Origin of the sequence: Novilysobacter erysipheiresistens, assembly GCF_036663935.1 — a bacterium.
GTDB classification, from domain to species: Bacteria; Pseudomonadota; Gammaproteobacteria; order Xanthomonadales; family Xanthomonadaceae; genus Novilysobacter; species Novilysobacter erysipheiresistens.
Genome location: NZ_JAXGFP010000002.1, coordinates 62,905 through 79,501 on the forward strand (window position 1 = coordinate 62,905; position 16,597 = coordinate 79,501).

16 protein-coding genes are annotated in these 16,597 nt (G+C 68.8%); 5 read left to right on the top strand and 11 right to left on the bottom strand.

Annotated features, from left to right (window positions below):
* Nucleotides 1-9: 9 nt before the first annotated feature.
* The 3 genes from SNE34_RS03445 to SNE34_RS03455 all read right to left on the bottom strand — a co-directional run bounded on the left by SNE34_RS03445 (nucleotide 10) and on the right by SNE34_RS03455 (nucleotide 1,613).
* Nucleotides 10-276 carry a DksA/TraR family C4-type zinc finger protein gene (locus SNE34_RS03445; RefSeq protein ID WP_332614762.1) on the bottom strand — a complete coding sequence of 89 codons (267 nt, stop codon included), beginning with the start codon at nucleotides 274-276 and terminating at the stop codon, nucleotides 10-12.
* Nucleotides 277-360: 84 nt separating this feature from the next.
* Nucleotides 361-591, bottom strand: coding sequence for a hypothetical protein (locus tag SNE34_RS03450; protein ID WP_332614764.1), 231 nt, complete (start codon nucleotides 589-591; stop codon nucleotides 361-363).
* Nucleotides 592-692: 101 nt separating this feature from the next.
* Nucleotides 693-1,613, bottom strand: coding sequence for a dienelactone hydrolase family protein (locus SNE34_RS03455; protein ID WP_332614765.1), 921 nt, complete (start codon nucleotides 1,611-1,613; stop codon nucleotides 693-695).
* A gap of 216 nt (nucleotides 1,614-1,829) precedes the next feature.
* Between SNE34_RS03455 and SNE34_RS03460 the strand changes: the two genes are divergently transcribed.
* The 4 genes from SNE34_RS03460 (at nucleotide 1,830) to SNE34_RS03475 (ending at nucleotide 8,706) form a co-directional block, all read left to right on the top strand.
* Nucleotides 1,830-3,890, top strand: a complete 2,061-nt coding sequence (locus SNE34_RS03460; RefSeq protein WP_332614767.1) for a TonB-dependent receptor plug domain-containing protein — start codon at nucleotides 1,830-1,832, stop codon at nucleotides 3,888-3,890.
* A 103-nt stretch (nucleotides 3,891-3,993) separates the two neighbouring features.
* Nucleotides 3,994-5,841, top strand: a complete 1,848-nt coding sequence (locus tag SNE34_RS03465) for an ABC transporter ATP-binding protein (protein ID WP_332614768.1) — start codon at nucleotides 3,994-3,996, stop codon at nucleotides 5,839-5,841.
* Between the two features lie 123 nt (nucleotides 5,842-5,964).
* Nucleotides 5,965-7,683 carry an EAL domain-containing protein gene (locus SNE34_RS03470; RefSeq protein WP_332614770.1) on the top strand — a complete coding sequence of 573 codons (1,719 nt, stop codon included), beginning with the start codon at nucleotides 5,965-5,967 and terminating at the stop codon, nucleotides 7,681-7,683.
* A 75-nt stretch (nucleotides 7,684-7,758) separates the two neighbouring features.
* Nucleotides 7,759-8,706 carry a DUF5996 family protein gene (locus SNE34_RS03475; protein WP_332614772.1) on the top strand — a complete coding sequence of 316 codons (948 nt, stop codon included), beginning with the start codon at nucleotides 7,759-7,761 and terminating at the stop codon, nucleotides 8,704-8,706.
* 68 nt (nucleotides 8,707-8,774) lie between these two features.
* Here SNE34_RS03475 and SNE34_RS03480 read toward each other — a convergent pair whose 3' ends face one another.
* From SNE34_RS03480 to SNE34_RS03510, 7 genes are all read right to left on the bottom strand, one after another.
* Complete coding sequence (locus SNE34_RS03480) at nucleotides 8,775-9,083, bottom strand: hypothetical protein (protein ID WP_332614774.1); 309 nt, start codon at nucleotides 9,081-9,083, stop codon at nucleotides 8,775-8,777.
* Between the two features lie 233 nt (nucleotides 9,084-9,316).
* On the bottom strand, nucleotides 9,317-10,567 hold the full coding sequence (locus tag SNE34_RS03485; protein WP_332614776.1) for a threonine synthase: 1,251 nt from the start codon (nucleotides 10,565-10,567) through the stop codon (nucleotides 9,317-9,319).
* A gap of 33 nt (nucleotides 10,568-10,600) precedes the next feature.
* The gene (locus SNE34_RS03490; RefSeq protein ID WP_332614778.1) at nucleotides 10,601-11,071 is read right to left on the bottom strand and encodes a YehS family protein; all 471 of its coding nucleotides are present in this window, start codon (nucleotides 11,069-11,071) and stop codon (nucleotides 10,601-10,603) included.
* Nucleotides 11,072-11,144: 73 nt separating this feature from the next.
* Nucleotides 11,145-11,696 carry a GFA family protein gene (locus SNE34_RS03495; protein ID WP_332614779.1) on the bottom strand — a complete coding sequence of 184 codons (552 nt, stop codon included), beginning with the start codon at nucleotides 11,694-11,696 and terminating at the stop codon, nucleotides 11,145-11,147.
* On the bottom strand, nucleotides 11,674-12,129 hold the full coding sequence (locus SNE34_RS03500; protein ID WP_332614781.1) for a BON domain-containing protein: 456 nt from the start codon (nucleotides 12,127-12,129) through the stop codon (nucleotides 11,674-11,676). The genes SNE34_RS03495 and SNE34_RS03500 overlap by 23 nt, the downstream gene beginning before the upstream one ends.
* Before the next feature lie 116 nt (nucleotides 12,130-12,245).
* Complete coding sequence (locus SNE34_RS03505) at nucleotides 12,246-12,827, bottom strand: hypothetical protein (protein WP_332614783.1); 582 nt, start codon at nucleotides 12,825-12,827, stop codon at nucleotides 12,246-12,248.
* Between the two features lie 4 nt (nucleotides 12,828-12,831).
* Nucleotides 12,832-13,236, bottom strand: coding sequence for a VOC family protein (locus SNE34_RS03510; protein WP_332614784.1), 405 nt, complete (start codon nucleotides 13,234-13,236; stop codon nucleotides 12,832-12,834).
* Nucleotides 13,237-13,368: 132 nt separating this feature from the next.
* Between SNE34_RS03510 and SNE34_RS03515 the strand changes: the two genes are divergently transcribed.
* Nucleotides 13,369-14,238 carry an AraC family transcriptional regulator gene (locus SNE34_RS03515; RefSeq protein WP_332614786.1) on the top strand — a complete coding sequence of 290 codons (870 nt, stop codon included), beginning with the start codon at nucleotides 13,369-13,371 and terminating at the stop codon, nucleotides 14,236-14,238.
* Between the two features lie 204 nt (nucleotides 14,239-14,442).
* Here SNE34_RS03515 and SNE34_RS03520 read toward each other — a convergent pair whose 3' ends face one another.
* A complete protein-coding gene (locus SNE34_RS03520; protein ID WP_332614788.1) occupies nucleotides 14,443-16,563 on the bottom strand; it encodes a M13 family metallopeptidase in 2,121 nt (706 codons plus the stop codon).
* Nucleotides 16,564-16,597: the final 34 nt, after the last annotated feature.

A 16,597-nucleotide genomic window follows, 5' to 3' on the forward strand; every position in this document is an offset into this window, starting at 1 on the left:
ATCCGGCCGTCAACGCAACTGGCTGTCCTTGCTGCCGCGCCGGTTGTAGCCGCCGGCCGCGTGCCGCTCGCGATCCTCGGCCTCCTGGCATGAGATGCACAGGCGCACCCCGGCCACGGCCTTGCGCCGCGCCTCCGGGATCGGCGTGTCGCATTCCTCGCAGTGGGTCAGTCCCGGGCCTTGGCGCAACTGGCCACGGGCGCGCTTGATGCCGTCCTTGACGGTGGCATCGATCTGGTCCTGTACGGCGCCGTCGCCGGCCCAGCCAGTCGCCATGGGAACCTCCGGAAAAGCATTCGGATCAGGCCCGCAGGATAGCGCCGCGAGCATGAACCCCGCGCCAGCCGGATGGCCGGGCGGTCAACCCAGCATCTGGCCGAACTGGGCGACCGCGAGCCAGCGGCCCGAGTCGTCGTCGACCACGACCCGGCTGGCCGCACTGTGCTCTTTCCACATCGCCAGCGCGGCTTGTTCGGCCGTACGCAAGGCGTCGCTCCGGTCTCCGTGCGACGACGAGCGGCCGATCTCGTGCGAGCACCGCACCGTCCATGTCTGGCCGATCCGGATCACGCTGTAGGTCACGGGTTGCATGGAAAGCGCAGCGTCCTGGTAGTCGTCCGGACGGTCGCCTGGCGACCTCCGTAACCACCAGATCGGCAGGCCGCACGCTTTCTTGAGGCCTCGCGTACCGGTTACGTCGCTGCCGACGGGGTCCCTTCGCGCAAGGTGCGATCAAACAGCGCGATCGTCCGGCGCCAGGCTTCCGCCGCGGCCTCCTCGTCGTAACGCGGGGTGGTGTCGTTGTTGAAGCCGTGCTGGGTGCCGGGAGGCTGGAACAGGGTGTAGGTCACCCCGGCCTGCTTCAGCGCGGCCTCGTAGGCCGGCCAGGTGGCGTTGACCCGCTCGTCGTTGGCGGCGAGCACCACCAGCATCTCGGCGTTGATCGCGTCGACCTTTTCGACCGGCGGCGCAGGACCGTAGAACGGCGCGGCGGCGGCCAGGTCGGGCAGCTCGGTGGCGAGGAAGTTGGTCATTTCCCCGCCGTAGCAGAAGCCGACCGCACCCATCTTGCCGTTGCCGCCCTCGAGCTTGCCGAGCATGTCGGCGGCGGCGAGGAAGTCCGCGTGGGTCTTGTCCTGGTCGAGCTTCTGGAACAGCGCGCGGGCCGCGTCCTCGTCGCCGGGGTAGCCGCCCAGCGGGAACAGCGCGTCGGGGGCGAAGGCGATGAAACCTTCCAGCGCCAGCCGCCGGGTCACGTCCTCGATATGCGGGTTGAGGCCACGGTTCTCGTGCACCACCAGCACCACCGGCAGCGGGCCGTCGGCCTTGGCCGGCCTCACCAGGTAGCCGCGCCCCTTGCCGTAGCCCTTCGGCGACTCGAACTCGACGGACTCCGTCGACAGCCGCGGATCGTCGGGCTTGACCTGCTGCGCCTCGGCGAACCGCGGCGCCAGCGCCGCCAACAGCCCGGTCGCGGTGGCCGCACCGACCGCAAAGCCCGCCGCGCCGCGGAGGAAGCCGCGGCGATCGATCACGCCATGGACGTACTGGTCGAACAGCCGTAGCACTTCCGGATCGAAGTCGCTGGCCTTGGGACGCCGGGAATCAGTCATGGGAAACTCGCTTGCACGGGGGTTGGTAGCGCATCGGGGACAACGGCGGCACATCGCGGAGCCGGCCAATCCCGAGCACCGTCAATGTGGCATCCCGCAATTGAACGTCCGGACGTGGCGTGTCGCAAGTCTCGCGGATGTCTGGTTTAAACCATCTGATTCCTGGGCGCGTCCCAGCTGTGGTCCGACGGCCGCTTGCCGTCATCGGGGTACTGCATGGCTCATCTGACCTTCGGCATCGCACTCTCCGTCGCGCTGCTGCCGTTCTCGCTTGCCGTGGCCGCCCAGGATGCGGCGCCCCGCGCGCCCGCTACCGGCGTGCGCACGTATGCCTCCGAAGACTTTGCGCGCTACGCGCCGCGCAATGCGCTCGACATGCTGGAGCAGGTGCCCGGTTTCGTGATTCGCGAGGCGGAGGAGCAACGCGGCCTCGGCCAGGCCACCGGCAACGTGCTCATCAACGGCCAGCGCATCTCTGGCAAGTCCAACGACGTCCTTGACGCGCTGAGCCGGATCCCGGCGGGCAACGTCACCCGGATCGAGATCATCGACGGCGCCACGCTCGACATCCCGGGCCTGTCGGGCCAGGTCGCGAACGTGGTCGCCCGGGCCGACGGGATCAGCGGCCAGTGGGAGTGGCGTCCCGAGTTCCGGTCCTACTACACCGACCCGCTGGTCACCCGCGGCGAGGTCTCGATCAGTGCGGCCACGGGCACCATCGACTACACGCTGGGGCTGGAAAACGGCGCCAGCCACAGCGGCGCCGGTGGCGCGACCCACATCTATGACGCCGACCAGCGCTTCGTCGAGTATCGCGACGAAGTGTGGACCGACGAGTTCAATGGCCCCAGGCTCAGCGCCCGCCTCCACCATGAAGGGCAAGGAGGCGCCATCGGCAATATCAGCGCGTCCTACCAGCGGGTTTACGAGGACTACGTCGAAACGGGCAGCCGCATCGGCCCCGGCCTGACTGACCGCGTCCGTACCGTCGGCTTCGAGGAACGCGGCTACAACCACGAGGTCAGCGGCGACTACGAGTTCGGCCTGGGCGCGGGCCGGCTCAAACTGATCGGGCTTAACCGTCTCGCACACGCACCGATCTCGGAAACCGTCATCACCCGCCCGGTCGACGGGAGCACGCCCGCGACAGGCAGCCGCTACGTTCGCAAGAGCGAGGAGAAGGAACGCATCGCCCGGGCCGAATACCGCTGGAAGAGCGCTCGCGCGGACTGGCAACTGTCGGCCGAGAGCGCCTTCAACAGCCTCGACAACGTATCGGGCCTGTTCGAGCTGGGGGCGGACGGCGGGTTCGACCCGGTGCCGCTGCCCGGCGGCACCGCGACCGTGGAGGAGGATCGCTATGAAGTGATGGCCAGCTACGGCCGCCCTTTCACCGCCACCACCACGTTCCAGCTGTCGCTGGGCGGTGAGTACTCCAGGCTCCAGCAGGCCGGCAGTGGCGGCCTGAGCCGCAGCTTTGTGCGCCCGAAGGGGCTGGTCTCGTTGGCATGGGAGGCCACGCCGCAGCTCGATATCAACACCAAGCTGCAGCGCCGCGTTGGCCAGCTCGACTTCTACGATTTCCTTGCCTCGGTCGACCTCGCGGACGATCGCGAGAACGCCGGCAATCCCGACCTGGTGCCTGAGCAGAGCTGGGAGCTGGACGTCGAGGCGACCCGCGACCTCGGCAGGTACGGCAGCGCCAGCCTCAGGCTGTACGGCCAACGCATCGACGACATCATCGACACCATCCCGATCGGCCCGGCCGGCGAGAGTCCCGGCAACCTCGACCGAGCGACGCTGTACGGACTGGAGTGGAAGAGCACGCTCAATCTGGACCCGATGGGCTGGCACGGGGCCAAGGTCGACGCACGCTTCCAGCTCCAGGACAGTCAGGTCGACGATCCGCTCACCGGCGAGTCGCGCCGCATCAGCAACAGCCTGCTGCGCCACGGGGAACTGTCGCTTCGACATGATGTTCCCGGCACGGCCTGGGCCTACGGCAGCAACCTGAGCTACTCGTTCAACGCGCGCGACTACCGGCTCACGGAAGTCGGCCGGCTATGGGAAGGCCCGACCTGGGGCAGCGTGTTCATCGAACACAAGGACGTCATGGGCCTGACCGTGCGCGCCACCGCGGGCAATATCTTTGGCGCGCGCAGCCTGTGGGACCGCACCGTCTACGTCGACCGGCGCACCGGACCGGTCGACTACCACGAACGCCGCGATCGACGGATCGGACCGATATTCTCGTTCTCCGTGTCCGGCAAGTTCTGATCGATCGCACCAGCATGCACGGCGTCCGTCGCCTTGCATGCGTACGCCAAGGCCCCCATCTTCCGGGATCCGCATCCGCGACGATGCCCGATGAGCCCCTAGCGTGCCGCCTATCGCCCCGCCGCCCGGCGCCGACACCAACGCCACGGCCCACAGCTTCCTCGGCGTGTTCCGCTTCAGCGGACGCGCGCTGGAACTGGTCTGGAGCACCAGCCGGCGGCTGACCGTGGCGCTGGGCCTGCTGACCATCGCCGCCGGCCTGTTGCCGGCCGGCGTCGCCTGGGTCGGCGCCTTGATCGTCGATGCGGTGGTCGCCGCCAGCCGCGCGGTATCGGCCGGGGAACCCTTGGTGCTGACGCCGGTGTACGGCCTGATCGCGCTGGAGGCCGGGCTGGTGATGGCCGTCGCCGGCGCCCAGCGCGGCATCTCGCTGTGCCAGTCGCTGCTGCGCGCGCAACTCGGCCAGCGGGTCAACGTGATGATCCTGGAGAAGGCGCTGACCCTGCAGCTGGCGCACTTCGAGGACTCGGAGTTCTACGACAAGCTGACCCGCGCCCGCCGCGAGGCCTCCTCAAGGCCGCTGTCGCTGGTCAACCGTACCTTCGGGCTGGTCCAGAACGGCATCTCGCTGGTCAGCTACGGCGTGCTGCTGGCGCAGTTCTCGCCGTGGGCGGTGCTGGTGCTGGTGCTCGCCGGGCTGCCCTCGTTCCTGGCCGAGACGCGGTTCTCCGGCGACGCCTTCAGCCTGTTCCGCTGGCGCTCGCCCGACACCCGCATGCAGATGTACCTGGAAACGGTGATCGCGCGCGAGGACCACGCCAAGGAGGTCAAGCTCTACGGCCTCGGCCCGCTGCTGCTGGACCGCTATCGCGGGATCTTCGGCAAGCTCTACAGCGCCGATCGCGACCTCGCGATTCGCCGCGACGGCTGGGGCTTCGTACTCGGCCTGGTCGGCACCGTCACCCTGTACGTGGCCTACGGCTGGATCGCGATGACCACGATCGTCGGCCGCATCACCCTGGGCCAGATGACGATGTACCTGATGCTGTTCCGCCAGGGCCAGGCGGCGGTGTCGGCGAGCCTGTCGGCGATCGGCGGCATGTACGAGGACAACCTGTACCTGTCGACCCTGTACGAGTACCTGGAAACCCCGGTGCCCGCGAACCGCGGCATCGCCGAGACCGGCCCCGATCCCAGCGACGGCATCCGTTTCGAGAACGTGAGCTTCACCTACCCCGGCGCCGACACCCCGGCGCTGCAGGGCATCGACCTGCACATCCGCCCCGGCGAGTCGCTGGCGCTGGTCGGCCAGAACGGCTCCGGCAAGACCACGCTCATCAAATTGCTGACCCGGCTGTACTCGCCCGACACCGGCCGCATCCTGCTCGACGGCCGCGACCTGCAGGAGTGGGACGAGGCCACGCTGCTGCAGCGCATCGGGGTGATCTTCCAGGACTTCGCGCGCTACCAGATGCGCGTCGGCGAGAACGTCGGCGCCGGCGACGTGGCGCACTTCGAGAACCGCGAGCGCTGGCAGGAAGCCGCCGACATGGGCATGGCCACGCCTTTCATCGAGACCCTGCCCGCCGGCTTCGATACCCAGCTCGGCAAGTGGTTCCGCGAAGGCCGCGAGCTGTCCGGCGGGCAATGGCAGAAGATCGCCCTGGCCCGGGCCTTCATGCGCTCGCGCGCCGACATCCTGGTGCTGGACGAGCCGACCGCGGCGATGGACGCGGCCGCCGAGGCGACGATCTTCGAGCATTTCCGCAAGCTGACCCACAACCGCATCGCGATCCTGATCTCGCACCGGTTCTCGACCGTGCGCATGGCCGACCAGATCATCGTCATCCAGGACGGCCGCATCATCGAGCGCGGCAACCACGAGCAACTGATCGCCGCCGACGGGCACTACGCGCACCTGTTCTCGCTGCAGGCCCAAGGGTATCGCTGAGCGCCGGCGCCCTGACCGGGGGTAGGATGGGCCGGGGACCCGCGAAAGCGCGGTCGGGGGGAACGAATGGAATCACGGTCCAGACGCGGTCGCGGAAGCGCACCTACGGTCGCGCGGGCGGCCATGCTTGTCCTGGCGACGTGCTTCGTCGCGGCCTGGGCTGTCGCCGGTTCTACTCCTACTCCCGCCCCCGCCCCCGCCGTTGCATCGCAGACACTGGTCGTCGGCGGCGACCGCGACTACCCGCCGTTCCAGTTCCTCGATGACGACGGTGCGGCCAAGGGGTTCGACGTCGAACTGATCCGCGCGGTGCTCGAACCCCAGGGCCTGTCATTGCGCTTCGAGCTGGGCGAGTGGGACACCGCGCTGGAGCGGCTCGATCGCGGCGAAATCGATGTCGTACCGATGTTCATCTCGTCGGAGCGCGCCGAGCGCTTCCTCTTCAGCAAGCCGTACATGTTGCGTTACCACATCGTGTTCGGCCATCGCGGCTCGCCGCTGGTCGAATCGCTGCAGCAACTGGCCGGGCATCGCGTCGCCGTGCAACGCGCCGGCCTGGCGTTCGAGGCGCTGAGCGCGTTGCCGCCGGGCACGGTGGAACTGGTCGAGGTGGACGTCGAATCGGACGCGCTGGCGGCGGTCGGCCGGGGCGATGCCGAGTACGCGCTGGTGCCGACCGGGATCGGGCTGTATGCAACTGCGCAGGCCGGCATGACCGACATCATCGCGCTCGGCCCGCCGCTGCTCGAGCGCCAGTACGTCTTCGCGGTGCCGCGCGATCGGCCCGAGCTGGTTCCGATCATCGACGCCGGGCTGGACCGGGTCCGCGCGAACGGCGAGCAGGAGCGGTTGTACCAGGCCGCGATCCACCCGCCGCTGGCCGATGAAACCGGCAGCCGATGGACGATCCCGCTGATGGTCGTGTCCGGGCTGTCGCTGGGATTGCTGGTTCCCGCCTTCGTCTGGTGGCGCCGGTCGTCGGCCGGGGCCCGCGTAGCCGCGCGTAAACAGTTCACGGCCGGCGCGTATTCCCAACCGCTGCTGGCGGCGGACCCGCAGCACCAGGCCCTGCTGTCGGACCTTCGCGAAGCGATCGCCACGCGGCAACTGGGCTACGCGCTGCAGCCCACGCTCGACCTCGACAGCCGCCGCTGGACCGGCGCCGAACTGCTGGTCCGCTGGCACCACCCGCAGTACGGCCCGCTGGCGCCAGCCGCGTTCGTGCCGCTGGCCGAACGCGCCGGCATGATCGGCGAGATGACCTTGTACATGGTCGACCGCGCGCTCGAACTCTGCCGCGCGTGGCGCGACCAGGGCCGCCTGCTCACCATCGCCGTCAACGTATCGGCCAATGACCTGGCCGACCCGGCGCTGGTCGCCGCGATCATCGCCGCCACCGGCGACCTCGGCCCGCATTTGCTGCTCGAACTCACCGAGACCGACGTCATGCGCGACCCCGACAAGGTCGTCGACGCACTCGCGCAACTGCGGCCCTGCGGCATCCGCATCTCGATCGACGACTTCGGCACCGGTCATTCCTCGCTCACCAACCTGCGCCTGCTGGATGCCGACGAACTCAAGATCGACCGCACGTTCGTGATGCGGCTGCTGCAGTCGCCCTCCGACCAGGCGATCGTGCGCGGGACCATCCGGCTCGCCCACGACCTCGGGGTGCAGGTCACCGCCGAAGGGATCGAGGACGACGCAACGCTGGCTTGGCTGGCCGATGCCGGTTGTGACTCCGCGCAAGGCTTCGCCCTCGCCCACCCGATGAGCCCGGAAGCCTTCGTGTTGCTGCTGGAACGCAATGCCGGCCCCGGCCAGGCCCGGGAGCTGCATTGATCGCAGGGTGAGATCGCAGCCCTGCTCGAATACACTCGATCCGCTGGCGCATCCCTCGACTCGCGGGAGAGACCCATGACGACCCTCCACACCGGTGATGCCAATCACACCTGGCCGGCACTCCCGCCGCTGGCGGAATGGCAGGAGACGCTCACCGCCCTCCACATGTGGGCGCAGATCGTCGGGAAGATCCGGCTTCAACGCTCCCCGTGGATCAACCACTCCTGGGGTTCGGCGCTTTATGTCACCACGCGCGGGCTCACGACCTCACCCGTGCCGGATGGCGCGCGCACGTTTGCCGTCGATTTCGATTTCGTCGGACACCAACTGCGCGTTACCACGTCCGATGGCGCCGATCGCTCCTTCGAACTGGCGCCGATGTCGGTGGCCGACTTCTATCGCAAGACCATGGATGCGTTGCGCCAACTGGACATCGGGGTCGAGATATTCAGCCGCCCGGTCGAAGTCGAGGAGGCCATCCGCTTCGAGGACGATACGCGGCACGCAAGCTACGACGCGGCCGCCGTCCACCGCTTCTGGGGCGCGCTCGTGCAGGTCGCGCGGGTGTTCAACGAGTTCCGCGCCCGCTTCATCGGCAAGTCGAGCCCCGTGCATTTTTTCTGGGGTGCCTTCGACCTGGCGGCGACCCGGTTTTCCGGACGCTCCGCGCCCCGGCACCCGGGCGGTGCGCCCAACTGCGCTGACTGGGTGATGCAGGAAGCCTATTCGCACGAAGTGGCCAGCTCGGGGTTCTGGCCCGGCACCGGCGGCGTGGGCGAAGCCGCCTTCTATGCCTACGCCTATCCCGAACCCGCGGGCTACCGATCGCGTGCGATCAGGCCGGAGGCAGCGTACTTCCATGAAACGCTGGGTGAATTCGTCCTGCCATACGAAGCGGTGCGGGCAGCGGAGGCGCCCGACCAGGCGCTCCTCGGCTTCCTGCAGAGCACCTATGAGGCCGCCGCGGACCTGGCACGCTGGGATCGCGCCGCATTGGAATCGAACAGGCCCGGCAATTCATGAATCGGCGAGCGCGGCCTGCTGCGAACGCCTGACACTGGTGCACGCAGAGCAGCAGGGTCGGTATCGCGCTATCGCCCTCCGGCCTCGATCCAGGCCAGTTCTTCGGGCAGTCGCTGCCGCAGCAGGTGCAACAGCTCGGTCCCGGCGGCGCTGTCGCTCGGCTTGCCGTCCTGCTGCAATGCGTCCACCTCGGTGACCATGCCGTCGGCCGGGCCTTGCATCACCCGTGCCCGCGTCACGATCAGCAACGGCTCGCCGCGATAGCGCACGTCATACAGGCCGAGCATCTGGGATCGTCCCTGGTAGGTGACACCGTCCAGCCGCACGAGGATCTGCCCGACCGCATTCCAGGTATCCAGCATGGTGACGCCAGGCACGGCGAATCGCCCGCGAGCGGCCGCCGGTTCCGCTCCGGCCGGCGCCTCCGCGCGCGGTCCGTCAGGTGGAAACGAGGTGCAGCCGGAGGCGATCGCCAGAAACGCGGCAATGCATGCGAGGCGGGGGTGGGAGCTTTCCATCGGCCGCTCCGTCAAGAACGGACGTTCCGATCGTAGGCAACCGCGGCTTATCGCCGCGCGAAGAAGCGACGGCAGCGCGCCCGATTCAAGCACTACATCAAGTGCCGCAGTGCCGGCAGGTACTTCTCGGCCGAGCCGGTATTCACCGCCACCACCCGCTCGCCGCGCGCGACCAGGCCGCGATCGAGCAGTTGCGGCAGCGCCGCCAGGCACGCGGCGCCCTCGGGGCCGATCCACTCGGGTCTCGCGTGCCACAGGCGGGCGAACTCGGCGGCGATGTCGGCCTCGCTGACCGCCACGGCGGCACCCTGGCTGGCGCGGATGATCTGCAACACGCGGAAATGGCCGACGCCGCCGGGCACGTTGAGGCCGACCGCCAGCGTTTGCCCCGCGGACACGGCGCTGGTGTCGTCGTCGCCACCTTCGAACGCCCGCACCAGCGGCGCCGTGGCTTCGCTTTGCACGCAGATCATCCGCGGCCGCCGCGCATCGATCAGGCCCAGTTCCTGCAACTCGTCCCACGCCTTCCACATGCCGAGTACACCGGTACCGCCGCCAGTGGGATAGACCACCACGTCGGGCAGCGACCAACGCGTCTCGCCCGGCGCTGGCTCGGCCAGTTCCAGGCCCAGCGATTTCTTGCCCTCGATGCGCCAGCCGGGTTCCTGGAAGGTCGCGACCGAGAACCAGCCCTGCGGAACGTACCGCTCCTTTAGCAACGCGGCGGACTCGTGGATGGTCGGCCCGGCCAGTTCCAGCACGATGCGATCGGGGTGCAACCGCGCGGCGGCGGCGATGCCCCCGAGGATCGGCAATGGCGTGTCGTCCGGCATCGCCACCACCACCGACAGCCCGCCGGCAAGCGCATAGCGCACCAGCGAGTCGCCGGCGTTGCCCTGGGTGGGCACCGCCAACCGCGTCAGGCCGAGCCGCCGTGCCTGCGCGGCCACCATCGCCATGCCGCGGTCCTTGAAGCTCTGGGTCGGGTTGGCGCCGTGGCCGGGATGCGCCTTGCCCTCGTCCTTCAGCTGCAGGGCGATGCCGGCGCGGCGCGCGACCGGATGATGGGCGTAGTCGAGCAACGGGGTGGCGCCCTCGCCGAGCGCGACGATGTGGCCGGCGTCGCGCGGATCATTGGCATCCAGCGCCATCAGCGCGCCGAAGCGCCACATGTCGCGCCGTTGCGGGCGGTACCAGCCGGCGTCCGGCTGCTCGGCGCGCAGGCGGTCGAGGTCGAGGACCATCTCCACCGGGCGACCATCGACCGGATCCAGGTTCATCGGCCGGTCGGCGGGGTACTCGGCGCCTGAAACCAGGCCACGCAGGCAGCGGACGTAGGACATGACGACTCCTTCGGTGAAGGCGGGTGTTTCGGATCAGGCGCCGCGCACGCGCAGCGTCAGGCCCTTGAGGAAATTGCGCAGCAACTGGTCGCCGCACAGCCGGAAGTTCTTGTGCCCGGGCTGGCGGAACAGCGCGGACAACTCCGGCTTCGAGATCGGGAAGCCGGCGGCCTCGAAGACCTCGTGCATGTCGACGTCCTTCAACTCGAACGCGACCCGCAGCTTCTTCAACACCACGTTGTTGTTGACGCGCTTCTCCACCGGCCGCACCGGCAGGTCCGGGTTCCTGCCGCGCCGGTGGATCACCAGCCCGTCGAGGAAATGCGCCAGCACCGCGTTGCTGCATTCGACGTAGCCGTCCTCGTTGTCCTTTTTCAGGAACGCCTCGACATCGGTCTTGTCGATCGGGAAACCGGGGTCGGCCAACTGGGTGATCTCCACCACCTTGCCGTCGCTCAGGTCGAGCATGTAGCGGATGCTGCGCAGCACGTCGTTGTTGATCATCGTCGGTCCGGTCTGGCGATTGGGCGTCGCGGCAAATGGGCGGGCAATTGTCGCACCTGCGACAACCGCCCTCTCAAACGTTGCCGTCCCTGCCACCGAGCAGGTCGTGGCGCCGGTGCCAATCCTCCAGCGACTCGTCGGGGAAGCCATCCATATGCCGGTCATGCCGGCCCTGCGGCACCTGCACCCAGTTGGCCTTTGACCCCAGCAGCATGTGCACGCGCTCCGGCGGCGACGGCAGCGGCGTGTCGATGGCCGACGCGTGCGGGTGCACCAGTTCCGGCCATTGCGGATCGAACAACCACAACGCACTGCCGCAGCCGGTGCAGAAATGCCGCTGGCCGGAACTGATGCGGCACCCCCCGTCGCCGTCGTCGATGCGCGCGCGGTAGACGCCCAAATGCTCCCGGCCCTCCACCTCCAACGTGTCGGCGTGTGCACCGAGGTTGATCGCGCTGCCGCTGCCGCCAGCGGTCTTGCGGCAGATCGAGCAGTAGCAACGCAGGAAGGGAACCGGCGCGTAGGCTTCGCAGCGGAAACGCACCTGGCCGCAGTGGCACGAGCCTTCGAGCTTCACCGGCGCACTGCCGCCGTCATCGTCCTCAATGCCGCGATTCCGGTGCATCGACCGACAGCCGGTTGTCGACATCGGCGACACCGTTCATCGCCGCCAGCGCTGCGGTCAGCTGGTCGATCTCCGCATCCGTGGCATGGCCGCGCAGCACGACGCGTCCACCGTTCACCTCGATATTGACCTCGCCGGGATGCGCCACCAGCCGTCCCAGCCGGGTGCGGATGCGGCCGTGCAACTGGCCGTCATCCACCGGTGCATGCGACAGCCCGGCCCGCGCACGCGCCACCATGCCATGGGCACGGTCGATCGCGCGTTTGGACTTGGCACGCGCGAAGTGTTCCGCGTCGTGGCCGACCGATACCCCGCGATCGCGTGCCAGCGCCCGCCGGCGACGGCCGGCGACCGGGTCCAGGAAATACATCAGCGCCGCTCCGGCCGCGAACGCGGCGGCGAACGCAGTGGCAAAACCGCCAACAGTCTTCATGGTGCGCTCCGATGGAAAGCATGTGGCGGCCATGCTGCCGCCCCGGCCGATAAGCGGGCGCGAAGATCGCGGCAAGAAGGCATTCGCCCGGCATGAGCCTTTGTCCTGACCGGCAGCTATGCCGGAGCGTTCACGACCCACTGGAACACCACGCCGCAGACCAGCCCGATCACGGCACCCACGATCAACTCGGACACCTGGTGCCGGCGCAGTACCAGCCGTGACCACGCCACCACCAGCGTCGCCAGCAATAACGCGGCGAAGGCCACCGGATGCGGCCAGACGATGCACGTCGCGAACGCGGCGAACGCCACGTGCAGCGAGGTTTTGAGCCGCCCGCGCAACAGGTGGCCGGCGAAGACGATCAATGCCGACAGGCCGATCGCGACGACGATGCCGCGGTCGGTGCCGATGAGCGCCAACACCGCCGTCAAACCCAGCAACGCCCACGACGCGAACCGGTTGAGCTGCGAGCGCTCGTTCGGTCGCGATGCATCGATATGCGACCAGCGCCCCGAACGCGCCTGCAACGCGCTGTAGACCATCACCACGACGGCGGCCGCCACGGCGACGCCAAGGGCTTGCCACACCAAGCCGGTGTCCCGGTCGGTGACACCGGCGGCAATGGCCGCTGCAATCACCATCACCACCGCCGGGTGGATCAGGATCGACGCCAGTCGGGCGGCGCGCTCCTTCATCGGGTTACGTGCCCTTGTTCCTGTCGTCCCAGAGCATCGGCTCCCACAACTCGACCTTGTTTCCGTCCGGATCCATGATCCACGCGAACTTGCCGTTCTCGTGCGACTGGGGGCCCTCGATGATGGCGACGCCGGCGGCTTGCAGTTGCGCAAGCAACGCGTCGAGATCGTCGACCCGGTAGTTGATCATGAAGGCGGAATCACTCGGGCTGAACCACTTGCTGTCCCTGTCCGCCAGGTTCCACACGGTGAGGCCGCCGTCTTCGGCCTTGTCGTCGGGCCATTTGAGTACGGCGCCGCCCCACGGCTCCAGCGGCATGCCCAGGTGCTCCTGGTACCACGCCGCCAGCGCCGCGCTGTCGCCCTTGCACTTGAGGAAGACGCCGCCGATTCCGGTAACTCTCGCCATTGCCCTACTCCCTGCCGCTTGCGCGCGATTCGCTGCAGGATACGTCAGCCATTCGCCCCGCCCGCCAACTGCGCAACCCATGTCAATCCGCCGGCGCGAGGATGGCTCCGCGGCACACAGACGAGACCACCCATGCAGCGTTCCCCGACCCGCCTCAGCCACGCCGCCCGCCTCGACCGGGTGGTGGCCTACATGGCCGAGCGGCTGGACCAGCCGCCGACGCTGGAACAACTGGCGGCGGTCGGCCACTTCTCGCCCTGGCATTTCCACCGCATCTACCGCGGGCTGATGGGCGAGACGGTGGCCGGGACGCTGCGACGCATGCGCCTGCATCGCGCAGCGTCGGAACTGCTGCACGGCACGGCCAGCCTGGCCACGATCGCGCGGCGCTGCGGCTATTCGGCCACGGCGCCGTTCAACCGCGCGTTCGCCCAGGCCCACGGCGTGCCACCGGGTGAGTATCGCCGCCGCGGCGGGCTGGGCGCCCTCGCCCCGCCCGTCCTTCAAACCCATCCACTGGAGGACATCCGCATGAGCAGCACCGCCTACAGCGTCACCATCGAGGAGCGTCCGGCGATCGACGTCGCCGCCCTCGCCCACCACGGCGACTACGAGAAGATCGGCACCACCTTCGAGAAACTCGGCGCCTGGGCCGCCGGCTGCGGCATCGCGCAGACGCGCGGATTCGGCGTCTACCACGACGACCCGGAAGCCACCGACGAAGCCGACCTGCGCTCGGAGGCGTGCATCCAGATCGCCCCCGAGGTGGAACCCGACGGCGCGGTGCAACGTGGCCGCATTCCCGGCGGCCGCTACGCCGTGCTGGTCCACACCGGCCCCTACGCGGAACTGCCCAACCCGTACCGCTGGCTGTTCGGCGAGTGGTTGCCCAACAGCGGCGAGGAGGCCGGCGACGGCCCGATGGTGGAGGAGTACCTCAACGACTGGCGCCAGTTGCCACCGTCGCAATGGCGCACCGCGGTGTGCCTGCCACTGAAGTAGCCGGCGCCGAAACAACCGACGATGGCGGTGTAGGAGCGACGTGAGTCGCGACCCACTGACACGTCATCCACAGCAGCGTTACACGCGTAGTCCCGGCCGGGCGACCGATGGATCGCGTCGACCGCGGCGCGTTTCGTTGTCAGTGGGTCGCGACTTGCGTCGCTCCTACAGAAAAGCCCCCGGGGTGCCGGGGGCTTTTGTGGGTTACCAGATCCGCACGCGATCCTGCGGCGCGATCCACAGCGGGTCGGCCTCGGTGACGTTGAACGCGTCGTACCAGGCGTCGATGTTGCGCAGCGGCGCGAAAGCGCGGATCTGGCCAGGCGAGTGCGAGTCGCCCACCAGTTGCTGGCGCAGGGCGTCGTCGCGGTATTGGGTGCGCCAGACCTGCGCCCAGCCCATGAACAACCGCTGCTCGCCGGTGAAGCCGTCGATCACCGGTGCGTCCTTGCCGTCGAGCGAGCGTCGGTACGCCTCCAGCGCGATGGTCAGGCCGCCGAGGTCGCCGATGTTCTCGCCCATCGAGGCGCGACCGTTGATGTGCAGGCCCGGCAGGGCCGGGAACTCGTAGGCCTCGTACTGGGCGCCGAGGCGCTCGGCCTGGACCTCGAACTGGGCGGCGTCCTCGGCCGTCCACCAGTCGCGCAGCAGGCCGCTGCCGTCGGACTTGCGGCCCTGGTCGTCGAAGCCGTGGATGATCTCGTGGCCGATCACGCCGCCGATGGCGCCGTAGTTGACCGCCGGGTCGGCGTCGGGATCGAAGAACGGCGGCTGCAGGATCGCGGCGGGGAACACGATCTCGTTCTTGACCGACGAGTAGTAGGCGTTGACGGTCTGCGGGGTCATGCCCCACTCGCCCTCGTCGACCGGCTTGCCGATGCGCACACGGTCGTGCTCCCACTCGAAGGCGGCGGCGCGCTCGGCATTGCCGAAGACATCGTTGTTGTGGATCTCAAGCGCGGTGTAGTCGCGCCAGGTATCGGGGTGGCCGATCTTGAGGCCGAAGTTGGCGAGCTTCTTGTGGGCCTCGGCCTTGGTCGCCGCGCTCATCCACGCCAGTTGGTCCAGCCGCGCGCCCATCGCCGCCTTCACGTTGGCGACCAGGTCGTCCATCTTGGCCTTGGCGTCAGCGGGGAAGTACAGCTCGACATAGTCACGGCCGATCGCTTCGCCCATCGCCGACTCGGCGAAGGCGACGGCGCGCTTCCAGCGCTCGCGCTGCTCGGGCTGGCCGGACATGAACTTGCTGCGGAAGCCGAACTCGGCGTCGACGAATGCCTTCGACAGCAGCGGCGCGGCGTTGTCGGTGGTCTGGAACGCCTGCCAGGCCTTGAGGGTGGCCAGATCGGTGTCGGCAAACACCTTGGCGATCTTCGGGAACGCGGTGTCCTGGCGGATCACCGCGCGGTCGGCGTAGTCGACGCCGGCGGCCTTGAAGAACGTCGCCCACGGGAAGCCCGGCGCGGCCGCGTCGATTTCGGCCAGCATCACCGGGTTGTAGGTCTTGTCGCGGTTGCGGCTCTCGGCGCGGGTCCAGTGGGCCTCGGCGATCTCCGTCTCCATCGCCATGATGTTCTCGGCATTGGCCTGCGGGGCGTCCCAGCCGGCCAGTTCGAGCATCTGCGCGATGTACTCGACGTAACGCTCGCGCTGCGGGGCGAACTTCTCGTCGAGGTACATCTGGCGGTCGCCGAGGCCGAGGCCGGACTGGCTCAGGTACAGCGCGTAGGTGTCGGGGCTCTTCTGGTCGTCGGACACGTAGGCGCCGAAGAAGCTGCCGCCGAAGCCGGCGTTGCGCTGGCCCATCAACGCGGCGATGGCGTCCTTGTCGGCGGCGGCGCGGATGGCGTCCAGGTGTGGCTGCAGCGGCGCGGCGCCGAGCGCCTCGATCGCCGCCTGATCCATGAAGCCGTGGTACAGCGCGGCGACCTTGGCGGCGTCGCCACCGGTGGCCGGGTCGCCCTGCTCGTAGCCCTCGACCAGCTTGCGCACCCGCGATTCGGACAGGTCGCGCAACGCGTAGAACGCGCCCCAGCTGGAGCGGTCGGCCGGGATCTCGGTGTTCTCCGCCCAGGTGCCGCTGACGTAACCGAAGAAGTCCGCGCCCGGGTCGACGCTGGTATCCATGCCGGCGGTATCGACGCCCCAGGTGCCGAAGCGCGTGGCGGCAACGGGGGCGTCACCGCCACCGGCGTCGGCCGGCGTGGCGAACAGCGCCTGCGTGTCGCAGGCGCCGTCGAGGCAACGTTCGTGGGCGTGCGCGGCCGGCGCCGCGAGCAGGGTCAGCGCGACCGCGGTGGCGGCGCAAAGCAGGGTCTTGTTCAAGGGTGGTTCTCCGAATGAGGGGCCGGGACGCCGG

What these genes read in the sequence shown, in the direction of transcription:
- SNE34_RS03445 (WP_332614762.1), bottom strand. Translation starts at nt 276, where the DNA reads ATGGCGACTGGCTGGGCCGGCGACGGCGCCGTACAGGACCAGATCGAT.
- SNE34_RS03450 (WP_332614764.1), bottom strand. Translation starts at nt 591, where the DNA reads ATGCAACCCGTGACCTACAGCGTGATCCGGATCGGCCAGACATGGACG.
- SNE34_RS03455 (WP_332614765.1), bottom strand. Translation starts at nt 1,613, where the DNA reads ATGACTGATTCCCGGCGTCCCAAGGCCAGCGACTTCGATCCGGAAGTG.
- SNE34_RS03460 (WP_332614767.1), top strand. Translation starts at nt 1,830, where the DNA reads ATGGCTCATCTGACCTTCGGCATCGCACTCTCCGTCGCGCTGCTGCCG.
- SNE34_RS03470 (WP_332614770.1), top strand. Translation starts at nt 5,965, where the DNA reads ATGCTTGTCCTGGCGACGTGCTTCGTCGCGGCCTGGGCTGTCGCCGGT.
- SNE34_RS03475 (WP_332614772.1), top strand. Translation starts at nt 7,759, where the DNA reads ATGACGACCCTCCACACCGGTGATGCCAATCACACCTGGCCGGCACTC.
- SNE34_RS03485 (WP_332614776.1), bottom strand. Translation starts at nt 10,567, where the DNA reads ATGTCCTACGTCCGCTGCCTGCGTGGCCTGGTTTCAGGCGCCGAGTAC.
- SNE34_RS03490 (WP_332614778.1), bottom strand. Translation starts at nt 11,071, where the DNA reads ATGATCAACAACGACGTGCTGCGCAGCATCCGCTACATGCTCGACCTG.
- SNE34_RS03495 (WP_332614779.1), bottom strand. Translation starts at nt 11,696, where the DNA reads ATGCACCGGAATCGCGGCATTGAGGACGATGACGGCGGCAGTGCGCCG.
- SNE34_RS03500 (WP_332614781.1), bottom strand. Translation starts at nt 12,129, where the DNA reads ATGAAGACTGTTGGCGGTTTTGCCACTGCGTTCGCCGCCGCGTTCGCG.
- SNE34_RS03505 (WP_332614783.1), bottom strand. Translation starts at nt 12,827, where the DNA reads ATGAAGGAGCGCGCCGCCCGACTGGCGTCGATCCTGATCCACCCGGCG.
- SNE34_RS03510 (WP_332614784.1), bottom strand. Translation starts at nt 13,236, where the DNA reads ATGGCGAGAGTTACCGGAATCGGCGGCGTCTTCCTCAAGTGCAAGGGC.
- SNE34_RS03515 (WP_332614786.1), top strand. Translation starts at nt 13,369, where the DNA reads ATGCAGCGTTCCCCGACCCGCCTCAGCCACGCCGCCCGCCTCGACCGG.